Here is a 20,577-nt window from a genome sequence, read left to right on the forward strand (position 1 = left end):
TGAAACGCTTCCATCAAGGCTGCAGGGCGACGCCGCAGGCGGCGCAGAATTTGTCTTCCGGGTGGCCGGCGCGCTGCGCATGGCCGTTCTTGCAGCGCAGCGGCGCAGCGGCGCCCGGCACGACACCTGGCTGCAGGGCCTGCGCCACGGCCACGCCCAGCTGCGCCTGCGCCGTCAAGCCATGCGCGTGCGCCGCATTCTGCAGGTTGATCAGGTCGAGCTGCTGGCGCCGTTCGCGCTCGGCCTGGACTTCCAGGTAGCTGCGCTCCTGCGCCGCGCTGTCCTGCGCCATGCGCAGCGCATCGGCGGGGGAAATGCTGTTCTCGGCGGCGGCCAGCGCCGCCAGCGCGTGGATCTGCTCGGCGCTCATGCCCGCCTGCAGCTGCACCCGCAGCACTTGCGCCAGCGCGGCCGCATTCGGGCCGTCCGCCATGGCCACCTTGCCCGTGTCGCTCAGGCTGCCGATCTTTTCGATGCGGTCGATGTCGATGCGCGCCAGTTCGGCCGCATGCGCCTGCTGCGCCAGCAGGGATTCGTACTCGCCCTTCCAGCGCGCGTAATCGCTGTCGCGCTGCTGCGCCATGGCCAGCAAGTCGCGCTGCCATTGCGCTTCCTGCTCCAGCTGGCGCAGTTGCTGGCGCTGTTCCTCGATGGCCAGCGCGTCGAGCTGCGCCAGGTGCGCCTGCTGCTGCAGCTGGCGCGCGTGCACGCCATCGGCCTCAATCGTGCGCAGCAGCTTTTCCTGCTGCGCGATGGCGTCCTCGCGCGCGCCGCCACGGCGCAGGGCGGCGACCTTTTCCGCGATCTCCGCCGCCTGCACCTGCGCCGCTTCATCCTTGTGCGCCTCGGCGCGCAGCAATTCGCGCTGGCGCGCCAGCTGCATCTGCTCTTCCCATTCCTGTACCCGCTCCGCCTCGCGCTTGCGCGCCGCATTGGCCAGCATCAGGCCCTGCCAGGCGGCCTTGTGCTGCTCCGCCTCCAGCTGAGCCTCGCGCTGCGCCGCCTCCATCTCGGCCTGGCGCAGGCGCGCCAGCTGCGTGCGGCGGCCCGCCTCGTCGTCGATCAGCAGCGCGCTTTCGATCTGCTGCGCGATCGCCTGCAGGTGCACCTGGTGCGTGAAACGCTGCTGCGCCAGCTGGATCTGCTCGCGCCCGTTCAGCTGCGACAATTCCAGCTCGCCGCGCATCCTGATGGCCGCCAGCGCGCGCACGTGCTCCCAGTTGGCCGCTTCGTCGGCCCGCTGCGCACCCTTCTGCGCCAGTTCCTGTTCCAGCTCGCCCAGCGCCAGCGCGGCGCCATGGTCGAGCGCCTGGCGCCGCGATTTCGCTTCCAGGATGCGGCCATACAGGTCGATCTGGCGCCCGCGCAGCGCCTGCAGGCGTTCCGCTTCCTGGTGGCCCAGCTCGGCCTTCCCCACCGTCGCATCCTGCTGCAGCTCGGCGCGGCGCTGCGCATGGCGCGCCGCCATCTCTTCGCGGCGGATGCGCTGCCACTCTTCCTCGTCATACAGCTGGTCGAGCTGTTTCATGCGCTCCATGCTGTGCTGCTCCAGCTCCTGCGCCGGCAAGCCGCCCAGCCACAGGGTGCCGATGCAGGCAGCCCCCTCGCCCTCGCGCTTGTCGTGGCGCAGCGCCAGCGTTTCCACGCGCGCCACGGCCAGGCCGCTCGGCGCCAGGCGCTGCGTCAGCGCCGATTGCAGGCGTTCGTTCAGTTCCGGGCGCAAGTCGGCGTTGGCGTCCATCTCGCGCAAGGCGCGGCTGCCGATGAATTCCAGCGCGATCTGGCGCACGGAGGGCAGCAGCAAGGCGTGCAGGTGGGCGCGCGTAACGGCGCCCGGCGCGCGCATGAACTGGCGCGCGAACGCATCGGGCTGGCCCAGCGCGATGTCGATGCGCAGGCTGGCGGCGATGGAGAGCATTTCCGTGCTGGCCAGGTCGGGCAGGTCGAATGCCAGCGCCAGCGCATCGGCGCGCGCGATCAGCACTTCGGCCGGGCGCGCCGGCAGCAGCGCGGGCAGGCGGACAAAAAAGGCGGCGCTGTCGTAGTCGCCTGCGGGTATCAAGGTGAAAGCGTCCGTTTGCACGATCCAGGCGCGCGTCCCGGCCGGCACCTGCAGGCGGCGCGCCGCGCCGCCGAACAGCGAGGATAGTTCGCGCACGCCGAAAAACAGGGCCAGCTGCTCGTCGGCCAGGTGCCATTGGTTGGCGTGCAGCACCGCGTCACTGTCGGGCGCGCCCAGCGACAGGCCGCATTGCGCGCAGTAGCCTGCGGCGGCACCGTTCCGGTGCTCGCAACGGGGACAGCGGGCGCCGCCAAAACCAAACAATTGGAACATGTGTGACTCCTGATGAAAATGATCGTGTGCGCAACCGGGCTGCTGTGCCGATTCTAGCAGGACGGCATGCCAGGCACGCGCCGCGCGCGGCATGTGCGTAACACCGTCCAGTCTTAAATAATGCCATGCGGCAATTGCATTCATATGCCCGGATACAGGGCTATTTAGCCCTCAATTCAAGCGGTGCCGCTGCCGGCCCCATGCGCAGGCGTTTCAGCGCCGTTTTTTTGCAGGCCATCCCGCCAAAAACGCGTCCGGTCGCATGCGCATGGCGGCCGGGCGCGCGCATGGCTACAGTGCATGCAGACCCACCCGCCACCCGAAAGGACATATCATGAAAACCCTGAAAAACATGGAAGCCATCTTCACCGTCGCCGTCGCCATCGCTTGCGGCGCCAGCTATGTCAGCTTCATGCAGCCATCGGCCGCCAACATGGCCGACGTGGCCCAAGCGGGCGCCATCCCCGTGGTGGTGGTCAGCGCCAAGCGCATGACGGAACACGAGAAAAAGATCTCGCTGATCGAAGAGCGCCAGGCCATGCTGGCCAACGCCAGCGCCAGCACCATCTGAGCGCCGCATGCCGACCCCACGCCGCCTGGCGCCCCTTTTCCCACCCGCGCCAGGCCGCCATTTGTATCCGCCACGGATACACGGACACACAGCATTGTGTCAATTGTAATAAGTTGAATCAAAGGCGTATCCGCCGCCAGCAAGTCGCTATAGTCCATTTCACGCAATTACCGAAATGGAGACGGAAATGAAACCCATCACACTCTACGCAGCAGCCATGCTCGCCATCAGCACCGCGGCTTTCCTGCCTGCGCAAGCCATGGCGCAAAGCCAGGTCGGCGTCAGCATTGTCATCGGCAACGCCCCGCCCCCGCCACGGTTCGAAAGCGTGCCGCCCGCGCGCAGCGGCTATGTCTGGGCGCCGGGCTACTGGAACTGGGACGGCCAGCGCCACGTCTGGACGAATGGCGAATGGCTGCGCGAACGGGGCGGCAATCATTACCGCCGCGCCGCCTGGATACAGGAAAACAACCGCTGGCGCCTGGACCGCGGCGGCTGGGTCGCGGCGCAGGTGCAGCCCGTGCGCTATGACGAGATCCGCAACGCCCCGCCGCCGCCGCGCCGCGAAGCCATCCCCCGCGCGCGCCGCGGCTACGTCTGGGCGCCCGGCCACTGGGAATGGCGCGCCCAGCGCTACGCCTGGACGCCGGGCGTGTGGATCGCCGAACGTCCCGGCTATGTGTATGCGCCGCCCGCCTGGAACCAGCGCGACGGCCGCTGGCAGATGGAGCAAGGCCGCTGGTCCCCACGCGGCCCGAACGGCGACCGCGACCGCGACGGCATCCCCAACCGCTATGACCGCGACAATGGCAACCGCCATGACCGCGACGGTGACGGCGTGCCGAACCGCGACGATCACCGGCCCGACAACCCGCGCCGCAGTTAACACGCGGCCGTAGTCCCCCACAAGGCCACCCATCGCGGTGGCCTTGTCATGCCCCAGACACATCCGTGTATTAGAATCGCGCGACGATCAATCACACTGCGCGAGAAAGATTCACGATGGCGATGGAAACTGCCGGCTTTACATATGGTTCGGACACCTCGGGCCTGGTCTGGGGCTTCCTGTTTGGTCGCGAAACGCAGCCGCTGGCGCTCGACTCAAGGGCCGCGCTGGCCTGGCTGGCCGATGGCGCGGCGCGCCCGGCGCAGGAATTCGTCTGGCTGCACTTCAATCTGTCGCATGCGGCCAGCGAAAAATGGCTGCTGGCGCACACCCGGCTGGCCGACGAATTCTATGAAACCCTGCATCAGGGTTCCCGTTCGACGCGCATCGAGCAGGCGGAAAACACCCTGATCGCCGTCGTCAACGATGTGGTGCACAATTTCTCGTTCGAGGCGTCCGACATCGCCACCATGTGGGCCAGCGTGGCGCAGGACCTCGTCATCACGGCGCGCCGCGCGCCGCTGCAGTCGATCGAGCGCCTGCGCCAGGCCGTCCTCAAGAACCGCGAGCCGATCCGCTCGTCGGTCGAACTGCTGATCCATTTGCTGCGCGACCAGGCCGACGTGCTGGTCAACATCGTGCGCGACGCCGTGGCGCGGGTCGACGATATCGAGGACCATCTGCTGGCCGGGCGCCTGGTGCCCAAACGCGAAGACCTCGGTTCCATGCGCCGCGTGCTGGTGCGGCTGCAGCGCCTGCTGGCGCCGGAGCCGGCGGCCCTGTTCCGCCTGCTGCAACGCCCGCCCGCGTGGGTGTCGGAACTGGACAGCCTGGAATTGCGCCAGTCGACGGAGGAATTTTCCGTCGTGCTCAGCGATATGTCCTCGCTGCAGGAACGCATCAAGCTGTTGCAGGAAGAGATTGCCGCCCGGGTCAACGAGGAAAACGGCCGCAGCCTGTTCGTGCTGACCATCGTCACCGTGCTGGCGTTGCCGATCAACATCATTGCCGGCATGCTGGGCATGAATGTGGGGGGAATTCCGCTGGCCCAGCATCCGCAGGGCTTCTGGATCATCGTCGCCATCATCGTCACATTTACAGTCGTGGCCGGATGGGTGGTGGTGCGCGTGCAACGCAATACCTAATTATCGGAAACACGGTATCGGATACACGGCCATGCGGGCGAACGGCAGGCGCCGTCCGCCATGGAGCTTGCGGTACTTAGCGGTGGTATTCGCCGGCCCGTTCAGGCTGATAAACGATTTCTTCGATCTTCACCTTCACCACGCCACCGGGCATGGGCCAGGCGATGCTGTCGCCGACGGACAGGCCCAGCAGCGCGCTGCCGACGGGCGCCAGCACGGAAATGCGGTCGGCCTGGCCTTCCACATCCTTCGGATACACGAGCGTCAGGCAGAACTCATCCTTGTTCTCCACCGTGAAACGCACGGTGGAGTTCATCGTCACGACGGTGGGCGGAATTTCCTGCGGCTCGAGCACCTCGGCGCGGCCCAGCTCTTCCAGCAAGGCGGCCTTGTCCGGCGACAGGTTATTTCCCAAGGCATACAACAACGCTTCCAGTCGTTCCAGGTCTTGTGACGACAAAATAATTTTTGGTTTTTTTTCCAAGATATCCTCACTGATTATCATTAGGGCGACGTCCGGTTTTGCTGGCGGCGCCGTACTTGGCCGCGCGAGACAAAACAAACAGCATCAGAACGTCCATCATCAGCGGATTATGGACGAACTCGCGGAGCAAGGCCATAGCGTTCGCGCATTCCCCATTAAAATTTATTAGAATCAATGACTTGCAAGGTAATATTTATACCGAAAGTAAACCGCCGCGCGGACTGCCCGATTTTCCCGGGTGCCGAGAAGTTATTCCTGATGGCATTTTGTTTACGCTTGGCATGTCTTTGCGAGGAAAAACCCGGCGCGCAAAAAAAGGATTAAAATTCAGATTCGATTATTATTAGAAAGACATGCTCCGATTTTTGTCTTGCGCCTGCCTGCCCTTACCGCTTCGCTATCGCATTGCCTGCCGCCGCCCATCTGCGGCAGGCGCACAAAATTGCCGCATACCCTGTACTTTCACGCTACAAAATGACAATATGTCGGCCTTAACAACACGTTGAGAGTTCCGGCTCACTTCGGTTTTCATCAGACTGGAACGTAAAGTATGGCAGGGCGAGGCAGGTTCACACGGGGCGGCGGCAGGCGGGGCCGGCAGGAAACGGCGTCATGATGGCGCCATTGATGCTGCCGTCGGCGCAGTTGCGCGGCGACCGGATAGCCAGGCTGAACCTGCTGGCCGCGGCGGCCATGCTGGCCGGCGCCAGCCTGCTGCTGATTTTGTTCCAATGGTTTTCCCTGCAGGCGGCATTGCAGCGCGGCCTGCACATCCAGGCCGACATGCTGGCGCCCGCCGCCACCGTGGCCTTGCGCCAGGACAATCGTCTTGCCGCAGAACAAGTTCTCGCCCCCCTCGCGGCGGCCCCCCATATCCAGCAAGCCCTGCTCTACACGCCCTACGGCGCGCCGTTTGCCCGCTACGCGCGCAGCAACGCCGGTGCCGCGCCAGCCGCCCCCGTTGCCGGTCTACACGTCGACCTGCTGGCCGGCAACGCCAGCCTGCTCAAGCCGCTGCCTGGCGGCGGCGCCCTGTTCCTGCGCGCCAGCCTGGCACAGCAATACCGCAGCCTGGCGCACTTTGCCGCCTTCACCCTGCTGGTGAGCCTGTGCGCGTTCGGCCTGACGGTGCTGATGGTGCGGCGCACGCGCATCGCCGCCCAGCATGCGGAAAACCATCTGCACTACCTGGCCCACGTCGATCCCGTCACGCAGCTGCCGAACCGGCATGAGTTCAACGATGCGCTGGCCTACGCGCTGGCGCGCGCCGACCGCCAGGACAGCAGCGTGGGCTTGCTGCTGCTGGACCTGGACAACTTCAAGGTCGTCAACGACACCCTGGGCCACCATTGCGGCGACCAGCTGCTCAAGCTGGTGTCCGAGCGCCTGGTGGCCATCCTGCGCACCACCGACATCATCTGCCGCATCGGCGGCGATGAATTCGTCGTCATCGTCGAACCGGCCGACGACGCCTCGGAAATGGCCAGCGTGGCGCGCAAGATCCTCGCCGTGCTGGCCGAGCCGTTCGCCCTCGAAGGCCACCAGCTGTACGTCAGCGCCAGCATCGGCGTGAGCCTGTACCCGTTCGACGCGCAGGACGTGGCGACCCTGACGCGCAATGCCGATACGGCCATGTACCACGCCAAGCACCAGGGCAAGAACCGCTATGCCGTCTTCCAGTCGGAAATGGAACTGCGCGCCCAGCGCCGCCTGCGCATGGAGGCCAACCTGCGCAAGGCGCTGCAAAACGAGGAACTGTATGTGCACTACCAGCCGCAGATCGACTTGCGCAGCGGCCGCATCGTCGGCGTCGAGGCGCTGATACGCTGGAACTGCCGCGAGATGGGCCAGCTGAGCCCCGCCGAATTCATTCCCGTGGCCGAGGAAAGCGGCATCATCGTCGAACTGGGACGCTGGGTGCTGCAAAGCGCCTGCCGCCAGGCGGCCGCCTGGTGCAAGGCGGGCTTGCTCGACTCGCTGGAACACGTGGCCGTCAACCTGTCGGCCTGCCAGGCGCGCGATCCGGGGCTGATGGACGATATCCGCGCCATCCTGCATGAAACGCAGCTGCCGCACGGCTTGCTGGAGCTGGAAATCACGGAAGGCGTGTTGATGGACAATATCCACGCCAACGTGGAACTGATGCGGCGCCTGCAGGAAACGGGCATCCACCTCTCCGTCGACGACTTCGGCACCGGCTATTCCTCGATGTCCTACCTGAAGCGCCTGCCGATCGACCAGTTGAAGATCGACCGCAGCTTCGTGCACGATTTGCCCGGCGAAGGCGAAGCCATCGTCACGGCCATCATCGCCATGGCGCACAGCCTGCATTTGAAAGTGGTGGCCGAAGGCGTGGAAACCCTGCAGCAAGTGGAATTTCTGAGAAAAGCCGGCTGCGACAATGTGCAGGGCTTCTTCTTCGCGCGCCCCATGACGGCGGCGCAGCTGACGGCCCTGCTGCTGGAGCGGCGCGACTGGAGCACGCGGACGATCCTGCCGGCTTGAATTGCCGCCAACCATGGTGTCGGATGACGCACGGCGTTGCCGCGCTAATCCGAGCTGCCACTTGTCGGATTACGGCCGTTGGCCTAATCCGACCTACGCCATCAACGGGCAGGCCGGCTTAGCGCAAGGCGCGTGAGCCGACGCCTGCCGGTCTGAACAAGGGTGCGCGTAGGTCGGATTAGCGCTAGGCGCGTAATCCGACACCGCCAGCGCTACATCAAGCCAGCTTGGCCGAATGTTCGCGCGTGGCGTGGAAGGTCAGCTTCGGCCAGCGCTCTTCCGTCAGGCGCAGGTTCACGCCCGACGTGGCCAGGTAGGCCATATTGCCGGCCGCATCGTAGGCCACGTTGTGGCCCAGCGCGTTCTCGAAGTCCTGCAGCACGCGCTTGTCGTCGCAGCTGACCCAGCGGGCACTGCTGATGCTGGTGCCTTCGAAGACGGCGTCGACGCCATATTCGTTGAGCAGGCGGCTGGCCACCACCTCGAACTGCAGCACGCCGACGGCGCCCAGCACCAGTTCGCCGCCCAGCACCGGCTTGAAGACCTGCACCGCGCCCTCTTCGCCCAGCTGCTGCAAGCCCTTGTGCAACTGCTTGATTTTCAGGGGATTACGGATGCGCACGGAGCGGAAGAAGTCCGGCGCGAAGTACGGAATGCCCGTAAACGTCAGCATCTCGCCTTCGGAAAAACTGTCGCCGATCTGCATGTTGCCATGGTTCGGCAAGCCGATGATGTCGCCCGCGTACGCCTCTTCCACCTGTTCGCGCGACGATGCCATGAACGTCACCACGTTCGACACCTTGATTTCACGCCCCAGGCGCAAATGCTTGACCTTCATGCCGCGCTCGAAACGTCCCGAGCACACGCGCAAAAAGGCGATGCGGTCGCGGTGGGCCGGGTCCATATTCGCCTGGATCTTGAAGACAAAGCCCGTGAATGGCTGTTCGGTCGGATCGACGGAACGCACGGTGGCGTCGCGCTCGCGCGGCGCCGGCGCCCAGTCGACCAGCGCGGAGAGGATCTCGCGCACGCCGAAGTTGTTGATGGCCGAGCCGAAGAACACGGGCGTCTGCACGCCGGAGAGGAATTCGTCCAGGTTGAACGGATGCGAGGCGCCGTGCACCAGCTCCACTTCCATGCGCAGCTGGTCCATCTCGAGCGGGAACATCTCCTGCAGGCGCGGGTTGTCGATGCCCTTGATGATTTCGAAGGCGCCGTCGGCTTTTTCCTCGCCGGCCTTGAACAGCATGATTTCGTCGTTCAGCAGGTGGTACACGCCGCGGAAGTTCTTGCCCATGCCGATAGGCCAGGTGACGGGCGCGCACTGGATCTTCAGCACCGATTCGAGCTCGTCGAGCAGTTCCAGCGGGTCGCGCGTCTCGCGGTCCATCTTGTTCATGAACGTGACGATAGGCGTATTGCGCATGCGGCAGACGGCCAGCAGCTTGATCGTCTGCGCTTCCACGCCCTTGGCCGCATCGATCACCATCAGCGCCGAATCGACGGCCGTCAGCACGCGGTAGGTATCTTCCGAGAAGTCCTGGTGACCCGGGGTGTCAAGCAGGTTGACGACGTGGTCGCGGAATTCGAACTGCATCACCGAGGAAGCGACGGAAATGCCGCGCTGCTTCTCGATCTCCATCCAGTCCGACGTCGCGTGGCGGCCCGATTTGCGCGCCTTGACGGTACCGGCCATCTGGATCGCGCCCGAGAACAGCAGCAGTTTTTCCGTCAAGGTGGTCTTACCCGCATCCGGGTGGGAAATGATGCCGAAGGTGCGGCGGCGCTTGACTTCGCGCGCGATCACGGCCGGCGCCTTGCTGCTGACGGCGCTGCTGGCGGAATCGGTCGCGCTGTCTGCGCTGTCGGTGGAATCGGGGGTAGTGATGTCGTTCTCGTTGGCCATATTGGTGACCATAATATGGCCCTCGCAAAAAACCCTCGATTTTACAGAAGGTTGGGCACTCCGTGTGAACTGTTCCACTCCCGGGCGCGGCAAAAATGGACATGCCGGGGCCCGCTTCATCAAGGGGTCACAATTGGCAGGCAACATTGCACTGCAGAAATGTTGTCACCCTACCCTGGAAACCCGATGAAAATGCTCCTCACCCCCGCCATCCGTCTCATGCAGCGCTTGCGCCTGCTGCCCAAATTCATGCTCGTCTGCCTCGTTTTCCTGCTGCCGCTGGCGCTGGCGACTACCCTGCTGATCTCGGAACTGGGCAAGTCGCTGGCGCAGGCGCAGGATGCGCAGCGGGGCGTGACATATGTGCGCCAGCTGCAGGAAGGCACGCGTTTGCTGCAGCAGCGGCGCGGCCTCGAGCACCTGCGCCTGAGCGGCAAGGCGGGCATGGACAATACGGCCCTGAACCCGCGCATCACGGCAGCGCTGGCAGCCCTGGGCCGCATGCCGGCCGGCGCCGGCCTGCCGCAGGCGGCCGAGCTGGTCAAACAATGGCAAGCCCTGCTGGGCCGCCAGGCCGCCATCACGGCGCGCGACAGCTACGCGGCGCACACGGCGCTGCTGCGCCAGGCGGGCAAATTGAGCCAGCTGGTGGCCGACCGTTCGCACCTGAGCCTGGACCCGGACGCGGGCGCCAATCACCTGAGCGCCGTGTTTACGGCCACGCTGCCCGACCTGGCCGAGGGCCTGGCCGACATCGCCGGGCGCGGCGCCGCCTACATCGACACGGGCCTGTTCGAAGCGAATGAAGACCAGCTTGTCAACGCCAACGCCCTGATCGCGCGCCACGAACTGGAACGCCTGCCTGCCCGCTACGCGGAAATCATCGCCGCCAAGCCGGCACTGGACGCCAGCCTGCAGCCGGCCCTGAAGGCGCTGCCGGCCGCACTGGCCTTCCTCGAGCGCACGAAGAATGAAGTGACGAATTCCTACGACCAGACCTCGGGCGCGCAATTCCACGCGGCCGGCATGCAGGCCATCGACGCCCTGCACGCGCTCTCTGGCGCCTCCGCCGGCGCGCTCGACCATCTGCTGGCCGAGCGCATCGCGCGCGACCAGGCGCGCCGCGCGCTGATCCTGGCCGCCATGCTGCTGGTGCTGCTGGCTGCCGCCTACCTGTGCGCCGGCTTCTACGCCGCCTTCGCGCGCGACGTCACGCAACTGCGCGTGGCCGTGAAAGCGGCGGCGGCGGGCGACCTGTCGCAGCGCATCACCTCGCAGGCGCACGACGAGATCGGCGACCTGGTGCGCGACTTCGGCGCCATGACGCATGGCCTGGCCACCCTGGTGCAGGAAATCCGCGGCGGCGCGGCCGTCATCGCGGCGGCCGGCGCCGACATCGCGCAGGGCAACGCCGCCCTGTCCGGCCACACGGCCACGCAATCGGAAGCGCTGGGGGCCACCGTGGGCTCGATGCGCGAGCTGACGGCCACCGTGGGCCGCAACGAAGCCCACGTAGGACAGGGACGCACGCTGGTGGCGTCCGCGGCCGAGGTGGCCCTGCGCGGCGGCGAGACCGTCAGCGCCGTCGTCGAGACCATGGCCTCGATCAAGGCCAGCTCGCACAAGATCGTCGACATCATCGGCGTCATCAACGGCATCGCCTTCCAGACCAACATCCTGGCCCTGAACGCGGCCGTGGAAGCGGCGCGCGCCGGCGAACAGGGACGCGGCTTCGCCGTGGTGGCATCCGAAGTGCGCAGCCTGGCGCAGCGCTCGGCGGCGGCGGCGCTGGAAATCAAGCGCCTGATCGGCGATTCCGTCGCCACCGTGGACGCCGGCGGCGAACTGGTCAACACGGCCGGCAGCACCATGCGCCAGGTGGTGGACGCAGTGCAGCAGGTGGCCGTGGTGATCGGGCGCATCAGCAGCGCCGGCGCCGAGCAGAATGCCGAGATCACGCAGATCAATGGCGCCCTGGCGCAGATCGACGACATGACGCGCCAGAACGCGGGCCTGGTCGACGAGGCGCGCGCCGGCTCGCAGCGCCTGCACCAGGAGGGCGAGGCGCTGACGCAGGCCGTCAGCCGCTTCCGCCTGCATGAAAGCGACGCCGCCAGCGCGCGCCCGGCAGCGGTGCCGGCCAGCCGCGAAGGCTTGCCCAGCGTGCGTCCGGCCGGCCTGTGGAGCGCGAATAAACCGCGCGTAATATCACAAAATCGCACACAACGGCGCAAGGCTTGACAGTCAAAAGTGTGCATGTAGGACTAGGACTACAATTTCGCCTCAAAAGAGACTACAAAGTGGCGACTGCTAATCTTATGTTCGCCACTTACATAAGCTTTTAAAGTAGCTACATCGCGATCTGCACCGCGCGGCTGAAAAAAAACGCTGTTACCGAATGGAGCGGCGGCTTGTTTCAGCCAGCAACGCGGCAGTCGCACTCCGATGTAAAAAGCCTGTGAGGAATACTATGAACCATACTCAACTTAGCACCCCGGTCCAGAAGAACCAGTTGCTGCCGCGCGCCATGCCGGCGGCCGGCCGGGAAATCAAGCTTGCGTCGCGGGTTAGCCTCAGTAGTGCTCAACAAAATGAATTGCTGGGCGCCTTGCCGCGCGCGGCGCTCGAATCGCTGTTCGAAGACCTGGAACTGGTGGAACTGCCATTCGGCAAGGAACTGTATGCCTACGGCAACAACCTCGAATACAGCTACTTCCCTACCACGGCCATCATTTCGCTGCTGTATGTGATGGAAGACGGCGCCACCACGGAAATCGCCGTCGTCGGCCATGAAGGCGTGGCCGGTGCCTCGCTGCTGGCTGGCGAACGCGCCATGTGCACGGCTGTCGTGCAGAGCGCCGGCTACGGCTACCGCCTGAAAACGCAAAGCTTGCGCGATGCCTTCAACCAGGGCGGCGCCCTGCCCCAGTTGCTGATGCGCTATACGAATGCCCTGTTTGCGCAGATGGCGCAAAACGCCGTCGGTGGCCGCCACAGCTCGATCGAGCAAAAACTCTGCCGCTGGCTGCTGGACCGCCTGGACCGTTCGCCATCGAACGAATTGAAAGTGACGCAGGAACTCATTTCCATCATGCTCGGCGTGCGCCGCGAAAGCATCACGGCCGCCGCCGGCAAGCTGCAGGAAGAAGGCTTGATCCATTATCGCCGCGGCAATATCACGGTACTGGACCGCGCCGGCCTCGAATGCTATGCGGGCGAATGCTACAAGGTAGCCAAGACGGAATACGACCGCCTGCTGCGCGACGTGTCGCGCTGCTGATCTGAATCAACAAGACAGGCAAAAAAAGGCCGGGCGATTTGCCCGGCCATTTTTTTTGCACCAAGAAACTTTACGCCTCGGCATCCGCGTCGATGTCTTCCGGCTCCGGCGTCAGCGGCAGCGGGATCACGGCTTCCACGCATGTGCCCTTGCCTTCCGGGCCCTGGCGCACGGTCAGGGTGCCGCCCAGCAGCAAGGCCCGTTCGCGCATGCCCAGCAAGCCGTGCGACATGGGTTTTTGCAGCGCATCTTCCGTGATGCCGATGCCGTCGTCGATGACGCGCAGCACCAGGCCGTGCTCATTGCGCTTCAGGGTCACGCTGACCATGCCGGCGCGCGCGTACTTCAGGATATTCGTCAGCGATTCCTGCACGATGCGGAACAACGCGATGGTCAGCGTCGCTTCGCGGTTATCGATATTGATGGCCACGTCCGTGTCGCAGCGCACCGAGCTCATGCGCGCAAAATCCTCGCAATAGCTTTCGATGGCGGCGCACAGGCCCAGGTTGTCGAGCAGGCTGGGGCGCAAGTCTTCGACGATGCGGCGCTTGAGCTCCACCGTTTCCAGCAGCGTCGCCTTGGCGCGGCGCAATTGGGCGGCCAGTTCCGGTTGCGCGTGCGCCAGCTGCTGCGTGACGGCGCCCAGGTCCATGCTGATCGACGTCAGGTTGGCGCCCAGCTCATCGTGCAACTCGCGCGCCAGGCGCGCCTTTTCCACTTCATTGACGCTGATCAAATGACGCGACAGCACGGATAACTGTTCGGTACGCTTGCTGACCGTCGATTCCAAGGTGTCGTTGGCGTTTTGCAGCGCATACTCGACGGCGGCGCGGTTCTGGAAGCTGCGCCGCACCAGCTGGTAAAACATGATCAGCACGAGGATGGCCAGCGCATTGATGCCGATGCCCAGCAGGACGGCTTTCTGGTACTCGTGGTAAAAGGCGGCGCTGCCGGACGACAGCGCTTCATTCTGTTCGCGCGTCATGATCACCACCTGCAGGCGGATCTCGTCCATGGTGGCGCGGTCATCGGTTACGCGCGAAATATTGACGATCTCGGCCAGCCCGCCCTGCTTGTAGACGTCGATCGACTGTTGCAACATCGACATTTTGCGCCGGATCAAGCTTTTCAGCTGGGCCAGATTCTTCAGCTGCGTGGGACTGCCGGCCAGCAAGGTCTGCAGCTCGTTGAATTCGTTTTCGATTTCCGTGGACGCCGTCTTCGACGGGCCCAGGTAGGTTTCCGAGCCGGAAATGAAATAGCCGCGCAAGCTGCTTTCCGCATCGAGCACGAGCACGTTCAGATACTGCAGGCGGTCGGCCACGCGGGCGCTCTGGCTGAGCAAGGCATTCGTGCCCTTCAGCGACTGCAGGTTATGAAAGAGACTGAAACCATTGAGTACAAGCAGCAAGGCGCAAGTCACGCACAGGATCGTCTTGTACAGGGGCAGGCGGTGATTCGGGGCCGGTTCAGCGGTGAAATACATCCTGGTGTGCATCCTTAGCAAGGTTCGGCGCGGGAGAGAGCGCCGGCGCCGGCCAATTATAGTCCTCGCCACAAACTGCTGCACTGCACAACATCAAGTCGTGCCTGGCTAGCTGGCTGAGCGATCATATTTCCATGATCGCACCGCAGCGCTAGTCAAGCAAATTGTTTTTCATTGCGTAATAGGTCAAGTCGCTGTTGGATTGCAAGCCCATTTTTTCCATGATGCGCGTACGGTAAGTACTCACGGTCTTGATGCTCAGCGACAAGGCCACGCCGATGTCGGACACGGTGGCGCCGCGCGCCAGGCGCAGGAAGACCTGGAACTCGCGGTCCGACAATTCCGTATGCAGGGCGGCATTCGTGTCGCGGTCGAAGGACTGCGCCAGCAGTTCGCCCACGGTGGAACTGACGTAGCGGCGGCCCTGGAACACGGTGCGCACGGCCGTCATCAGCTCGTCGGCTTCGCATTCCTTGTTCAGATAGCCGTTCGCCCCCATCTTGAACAGGTTCAGCGCGTACTGCTGCGCAGGATAGCCGCTGAGGATCAGCACGGGCAATTCCGGCTGGCCCTGGCGGATCGTGCGCAAGGTATCGATGCCGCTCTGATCGGGCATGGCTATATCGAGCAGCAATACATCGCATATTTCGCGGCGGGCGATATCGAGCGCTTCGCGCCCCGTACCGGCTTCCGCCACCACACTGAAATCGCTCGACGACGAAAAAATCTGTTTGAATCCAGCTCGTACTATTTGGTGATCATCACAAATGGCAACGCGTATCATTGTTTCCCCTTAAATTTTCCTGGTCTGGGAAAGACTACCGGAACCTGAACGCTGCTCCGGTTCAGCGTTACTAACAAAAACGCAACATTAACATTATATTCAAAATGCGGCGCACCGTACGATACCGGCCGTGCGCGAAAACAATGCGCCGAGGCGTGGCGCCAATTCAGTATAGTCAGTCGGTATCGGACAACCCGACCTATATTGGTACAAATCTTATTTTAGCAAGTTTAAAATCGCAATTAATTCATTGCGTATCCATACGCGATCGAGCGGCGCTTCCTGCGGCAGCAAGGGGCCGTCCGGCAGCAGCGGCAGATCGTCGATGACGGCATGCGCCGCGCCACGGCTGTCGAGCTTGTTACGCGCACCGCTGATGGTAAAGCCCTGCTCGTACAGCAGTTCGCGGATGCGCCGTATCAGCAGCACTTCATGGTGCTGGTAATAGCGGCGGTTGCCGCGCCGCTTCACGGGCTTGAGCTGGGAAAACTCTTGCTCCCAGTAACGCAGCACATGGGGCTTGACGCCGCACAGCTCGCTCACCTCGCCGATCGTGAAGTAGCGCTTGGCCGGGATGGGCGGCAAGGCGATCAACTCGGTTTTACTGATGCGCTCGTTCATCGCCACTCACTCAGGCAGCACGGGCCAGCGGACTGGTCTCTTCGACCATGCTCTTCAGCTTCTGGCTCGCATGAAAGGTCACGACACGGCGTGCCGTGATGGGAATCTCTTCGCCCGTCTTCGGGTTGCGGCCCGGCCGTTGCGGCTTGTCGCGCAACTGGAAATTGCCGAAACCGGACAGCTTGACGGCTTCACCGCGCTCGAGCGCATTGCGGATCTCGTCGAAGAAGGTCTCGACCATGTCCTTCGCTTCGCGCTTGTTCAGGCCCACCTGTTCGAACAACAGTTCGGCCAGTTCCGCCTTGGTCAAGGTGGGTAAATCTTTTTCCGCTTCCTGGCGCACTTTGGCAACCAGCATGGCCCGATGCAGATCGGCGGCCAGTGCGGACTGCAGTACGGCGGAATCAACGTCGCTATTATTAATTTTCCTGCCCTGCCTTTTCTGTGCGCCCGAGTCCGCCACATGGCGGACGCGTTAACGGTTGACGGCGGGCCGGCCGTCACGCAAAAGCGACGGCCGGCCCGGCAATTACGAACGCAGTTTCGCGTCGTGGCCCTGCTTGGCGGCGTCGATCAGGACAGCCATCAGGCCATCGACGACATCGTCTTGCAGGGTGTTTTGAGTATCTTGCAAGCTAATCCGGAAAGCAAGGCTTTTTTCATCCGCTTCCAGACCTTTTCCACGATATTCATCAAATAAAACAATGGCTTGCACGATACGTGCTGCAGGGCTTGCCTTGGCGGCGGCCTGGAAGCTGTCGAGCAGATCCTGCGCGCCCACCGATTGCTTGACGACCACGGCCAGATCGCGGCTGGCACCAGGGAATTTCGAGATTTCCTGGTACACGGGCACGACGCGCTGCGTCAGCGCATCCGCATCGACTTCGAACAGCACGGGCGCCAGCGGCAAGTCGTATTTTTGCATCCAGCGCGGGTGCAATTCGCCGATGAAACCGATGACCTTGCCATCGAGTTCCACATTGGCCGAACGGCCTGGATGCAGGGCTGGATGCTCGGCCTTGGTGAAACGCAAGACCAGCGGCGCGAACAGCGCTTCCAGGTCCGCCTTCACGTCGAAGAAGTCGACGGTGCGCGATGGCTGGCCCCACTGCTCGTCGGCCACGGCGCCATACGCCATGGCGGCCACGCGCTTCGGCTGCGCATAGCCGGCCACCGACAGGGGACCGTTTTCCACGCTGTCGTCGCGCTGGTAGATGGCGCCCACTTCGAAGATGCGCACGCGGTTCGTCTTGCGGTTCAGGTTATAGCGCACATTGGCGATCAGGCTGCCGATCAGCGAGGAGCGCATCACGCTCATCTGGCTGGCGATCGGGTTCTGCAATTTGATCGGGTTCGTGTTGCCCGAGAAGTCGCGCTCCCATGCCGTATCGACAAAGCTCATATTAACCACTTCCTGGAAGCCCAGGTCGGCCAGCTCATGACGCACCGCAAACAGGGAGCGGGTATTTTCTGGTGCAATCTGCATCACGTTCGCGGCCACGGGCGGCAGGGTCGGGATGTTTTCGAAACCGTACACGCGCGCCACTTCCTCGATCAGGTCTTCCTCGATCTCGATGTCGAAACGGTAGCTGGGCGAGGTCACGGAAAACACGCCGTCGGCCAGGGTGAATGGCAGGGCCAGGCGCGTGAAGATATCGGCGATCAGCTCATCGTTGAGCGGCACGCCGATGACTTTTTGCGCGCGCGCCGTACGCATCGACACGGGTTGGCGCTGCGGCAGGTTCACCACGTGGTCGTCGACGGGGCCGACGGTGGTGGCCGGCGTGCCGCAGATTTCCACGATCAGCGCCGTGATGCGTTCGATGTGCTCGACGGTGGTGGCGAAATCGACGCCGCGCTCGAAGCGGTGCGCCGCATCGGTCGAGAAATTCAAGCGGCGTGCGCGGCCTTGAATCGCGTTCGGCCACCAGAATGCCGCTTCCAGGTAGATGCTGTCCGTCTCGTCCGACACGGAGCTGGCGTCGCCACCCATGATGCCGGCCAGCGATTCGATTTCCTGGTCATCCGCAATGACACCGATCCACTCGTCGACGGCGACCGTATTGCCGTTCAGCAGCTTGACGGATTCGCCAGCCTTGCCCCAACGTACGTCGAGGCTGCCGTGGATCTTCGCCAGGTCAAACACGTGGCTGGGACGACCCAGTTCCAGCATGACATAGTTGGAAATGTCGACCAGGGCCGACAGCGGACGCTGGCCGCTGCGCTCGAGGCGCTGCTTCATCCAGTCCGGCGTGGCCGCACGGGCGTTCAGGCCGCGGATGACGCGGCCCGTGAAACGGCCGCACAGGTCCGGCGCGCTGACTTTCACCGGCAGGATTTCATCGCTGCTGACGGGTACGGTGCGGAATTGCGGCGCGTTCAGGACCACGCCCGTGAGGGCCGACACTTCGCGCGCCACGCCCAGCACGGACAGGCAGTCCGCCTTGTTCGGCGTCAACTTGATGGTGAATTTCAAGTCATTGAGCGCAAAGTAATCGCGGAAGTTCTGGCCGATCGGCGCGTCATCCGGCAATTCCATCAGGCCGGCGTTTTCTTCCGACAATTTCAATTCGCGCGCGGAGCACAGCATGCCTTGCGACTCGACGCCGCGCAGCTGGCCCACCTTGATTTCAAACGGCTTGCCATCGGCGCCAGGCGGCAGCACGGCGCCAGCCATCGCGCACACGACTTTCAAGCCAGGACGCACGTTCGGCGCGCCGCATACGATGTTGAGCATGGTGCCGGTGCCGACATCGACCTGGCACACATTCAGGCGGTCCGCGTTCGGATGTTTCTCCATCTCCAGGACCAGGCCCACCACCACGTTCGAGAACGGGGGCGCGACCGGATCGACGTCCTCGACTTCGAGACCGGACATGGTCAGCAGATGGGCCAGTTCGTCCGAAGTCATCTTCGGATCGACCATGGTACGGAGCCAGTTTTCGGAAAATTGCATAATCAAGCTTTCAAATGTTCAATACGCGAGCATGCAAGGGCACGCTCCAGCGCATCGAGTGACATGGAATAATGAAACGCCTTAGTTAAACTGCTTGAGGAAGCGCAAATCGCCCTCGTAAAACAGACGCAGGTCGTTGATGCCGTAGCGCAGCATCGTCAAGCGTTCCAGACCGGAGCCGAAAGCAAAACCGATGAATTTCTCGGGATCGAGGCCGAAGTTCCTCACCACGGTCGGGTGCACCTGGCCGGCGCCCGACACTTCCAGCCAGCGGCCTTTCAGCGGGCCCGAGCCGAAGGCGATATCGATCTCGGCCGACGGTTCCGTAAACGGGAAGTACGACGGACGGAAGCGCACCTGCAGGTCGTCCGTCTCGAAAAAGGCCTTGACGAAGTTCAGGTACACGCCCTTCAGATCGGCAAAGCTGATGTCTTCGGCGATCCACAGGCCTTCGACCTGGTGGAACATCGGCGAATGGGTGGCGTCGCTGTCGACGCGGTAGGTGCGGCCCGGCGCGATGACCTTGATCGGCGGCGTATGCGTGCGCGCATAGCGCACCTGCATCGGGCTCGTGTGCGTGCGCAGCAGCAGCGGCTTGCCGTCGGTGTCGTTGCCGTCGATGTAGAACGTGTCTTGCATGGAACGGGCTGGATGATTTTCCGGGCTGTTCAGCGCCGTGAAGTTGGTCCAGTCGTTCTCGATTTCGGGGCCGTCGGCCACGTCGAAACCGATCGAGCGGAAGATTTCCTCGACGCGCTCCCACGTGCGCATCACGGGATGGATGCCGCCGGGCATGCGGCCACGGCCTGGCAGGGTCACGTCGATCGCTTCGGCGTTCAGACGGCCTTGCATCTGGGCATCGGCCAGCGCGTCACGGCGCGCCGTCAGCGCGTCTTCGATCTGCACTTTGACGGCATTGATCAGGGCGCCTTGCGCCTTGCGCGCGTCCGGGTCCAGCTTGCCCAAGCCCTTCATCATTTCGGTAATCTGGCCAGTCTTGCCCAGGTAGCGGGCTTTGGCGTTTTCAAGTGCGGCAGCGTCTGCGGCGGCGATAAAGTCAGCCTGGGCCGAGACGACGAGTTCTTCTAGGGAGTTCATGCGGCATTTCCTGTTTTGGACATCAATTCTGGACTCAGCGATCTAAAGCCCAACAATCAAAAACGGAAACGGGGCATAAGGTGTTAAAACCCCTGCCCCGCTCTTTATTACGTCACCCTACGGATGACGTTGTGCAATGACCGATGCTTACGCAGCGATTTTTGCTTTAACTGCGTTGACAATCGCAGCGAATGCTGGCTTGTCCATCACAGCCATATCGGCCAGGACTTTACGGTCCAGTTCGATATTTGCTTTTTTCAAGCCGTTCATGAATACGCTGTACGTTACGCCATGCTCACGGGAAGCGGCGTTGATACGGGCGATCCACAGGCGGCGGAAAACGCGTTTCTTGTTGCGGCGATCGCGGTAAGCGTATTGGCCAGCGCGCATAACTGCTTGCTTGGCAACACGGTATACACGGCTGCGGCGACCACGGTAGCCTTTAGCTTGAACAAGAATCTTCTTATGACGGGCACGAGCTGTAACCCCACGTTTTACTCTAGGCATAGTAACTCCTTAA

Annotated in this window: 16 protein-coding genes; 6 read left to right on the forward strand and 10 right to left on the reverse strand. The window is 63.4% G+C overall.

Annotation, left to right across the window (positions count from 1 at the left end):
• Positions 1-13 precede the first annotated feature (13 nt).
• Entirely contained in the window at positions 14-2,335 is a 2,322-nt protein-coding gene (locus AC1RDJ_RS23185; RefSeq protein WP_493028832.1) for a coiled-coil domain-containing protein, read from the reverse strand.
• Positions 2,336-2,669: 334 nt separating this feature from the next.
• Between AC1RDJ_RS23185 and AC1RDJ_RS23190 the strand changes: the two genes are divergently transcribed.
• From AC1RDJ_RS23190 to AC1RDJ_RS23200, 3 genes are all read left to right on the forward strand, one after another.
• Complete coding sequence (locus AC1RDJ_RS23190) at positions 2,670-2,906, forward strand: hypothetical protein (protein WP_071323087.1); 237 nt, start codon at positions 2,670-2,672, stop codon at positions 2,904-2,906.
• 187 nt (positions 2,907-3,093) lie between these two features.
• Positions 3,094-3,792: a YXWGXW repeat-containing protein gene (locus AC1RDJ_RS23195; protein WP_493028833.1), complete on the forward strand. Its 699-nt coding sequence runs from the start codon at positions 3,094-3,096 to the stop codon at positions 3,790-3,792.
• Positions 3,793-3,908: 116 nt separating this feature from the next.
• The gene (locus AC1RDJ_RS23200; protein ID WP_493028834.1) at positions 3,909-4,937 is read left to right on the forward strand and encodes a transporter; all 1,029 of its coding nucleotides are present in this window, start codon (positions 3,909-3,911) and stop codon (positions 4,935-4,937) included.
• A 76-nt stretch (positions 4,938-5,013) separates the two neighbouring features.
• Here the strand turns inward: AC1RDJ_RS23200 and rnk are convergent, their stop codons facing one another.
• Positions 5,014-5,421, reverse strand: a complete 408-nt coding sequence (gene rnk, locus AC1RDJ_RS23205) for a nucleoside diphosphate kinase regulator (protein WP_198043895.1) — start codon at positions 5,419-5,421, stop codon at positions 5,014-5,016.
• A 612-nt stretch (positions 5,422-6,033) separates the two neighbouring features.
• Here rnk and AC1RDJ_RS23210 point away from each other — a divergent pair.
• Positions 6,034-7,926 carry a putative bifunctional diguanylate cyclase/phosphodiesterase gene (locus tag AC1RDJ_RS23210; protein WP_493028835.1) on the forward strand — a complete coding sequence of 631 codons (1,893 nt, stop codon included), beginning with the start codon at positions 6,034-6,036 and terminating at the stop codon, positions 7,924-7,926.
• Between the two features lie 217 nt (positions 7,927-8,143).
• On the opposite strand, the gene AC1RDJ_RS23215 is transcribed toward AC1RDJ_RS23210, so the two are convergent.
• On the reverse strand, positions 8,144-9,844 hold the full coding sequence (locus AC1RDJ_RS23215) for a peptide chain release factor 3 (protein ID WP_442905901.1): 1,701 nt from the start codon (positions 9,842-9,844) through the stop codon (positions 8,144-8,146).
• Between the two features lie 174 nt (positions 9,845-10,018).
• On the opposite strand from AC1RDJ_RS23215, the gene AC1RDJ_RS23220 reads away from it, so the two are divergent.
• Both AC1RDJ_RS23220 and AC1RDJ_RS23225 read left to right on the forward strand, forming a co-directional pair.
• Complete coding sequence (locus AC1RDJ_RS23220; protein WP_493028836.1) at positions 10,019-12,073, forward strand: methyl-accepting chemotaxis protein; 2,055 nt, start codon at positions 10,019-10,021, stop codon at positions 12,071-12,073.
• A 229-nt stretch (positions 12,074-12,302) separates the two neighbouring features.
• Complete coding sequence (locus AC1RDJ_RS23225) at positions 12,303-13,112, forward strand: Crp/Fnr family transcriptional regulator (protein WP_071323083.1); 810 nt, start codon at positions 12,303-12,305, stop codon at positions 13,110-13,112.
• A 70-nt stretch (positions 13,113-13,182) separates the two neighbouring features.
• Here the strand turns inward: AC1RDJ_RS23225 and AC1RDJ_RS23230 are convergent, their stop codons facing one another.
• The 7 genes from AC1RDJ_RS23230 to rplT form a co-directional block, all read right to left on the reverse strand.
• Positions 13,183-14,598, reverse strand: a complete 1,416-nt coding sequence (locus tag AC1RDJ_RS23230) for a sensor histidine kinase (protein WP_071323082.1) — start codon at positions 14,596-14,598, stop codon at positions 13,183-13,185.
• Positions 14,599-14,749: 151 nt separating this feature from the next.
• Positions 14,750-15,382, reverse strand: coding sequence for a response regulator (locus tag AC1RDJ_RS23235; protein WP_034783185.1), 633 nt, complete (start codon positions 15,380-15,382; stop codon positions 14,750-14,752).
• Positions 15,383-15,598: 216 nt separating this feature from the next.
• On the reverse strand, positions 15,599-16,003 hold the full coding sequence (locus AC1RDJ_RS23240; protein WP_071323081.1) for a MerR family transcriptional regulator: 405 nt from the start codon (positions 16,001-16,003) through the stop codon (positions 15,599-15,601).
• Between the two features lie 10 nt (positions 16,004-16,013).
• Complete coding sequence (locus AC1RDJ_RS23245) at positions 16,014-16,361, reverse strand: integration host factor subunit alpha (protein ID WP_010399205.1); 348 nt, start codon at positions 16,359-16,361, stop codon at positions 16,014-16,016.
• Between the two features lie 171 nt (positions 16,362-16,532).
• The gene (gene pheT / locus AC1RDJ_RS23250; protein ID WP_493028837.1) at positions 16,533-18,959 is read right to left on the reverse strand and encodes a phenylalanine--tRNA ligase subunit beta; all 2,427 of its coding nucleotides are present in this window, start codon (positions 18,957-18,959) and stop codon (positions 16,533-16,535) included.
• An 81-nt stretch (positions 18,960-19,040) separates the two neighbouring features.
• On the reverse strand, positions 19,041-20,057 hold the full coding sequence (gene pheS, locus AC1RDJ_RS23255; RefSeq protein WP_071323079.1) for a phenylalanine--tRNA ligase subunit alpha: 1,017 nt from the start codon (positions 20,055-20,057) through the stop codon (positions 19,041-19,043).
• A 147-nt stretch (positions 20,058-20,204) separates the two neighbouring features.
• Positions 20,205-20,564 (reverse strand): 50S ribosomal protein L20, encoded by a 360-nt coding sequence (gene rplT / locus AC1RDJ_RS23260; protein WP_010399214.1) that lies wholly within the window; start codon positions 20,562-20,564, stop codon positions 20,205-20,207.
• Between the last annotated feature and the right edge of the window lie 13 nt (positions 20,565-20,577).

This window comes from Janthinobacterium sp. GW822-FHT07H10 (genome assembly GCF_058798675.1).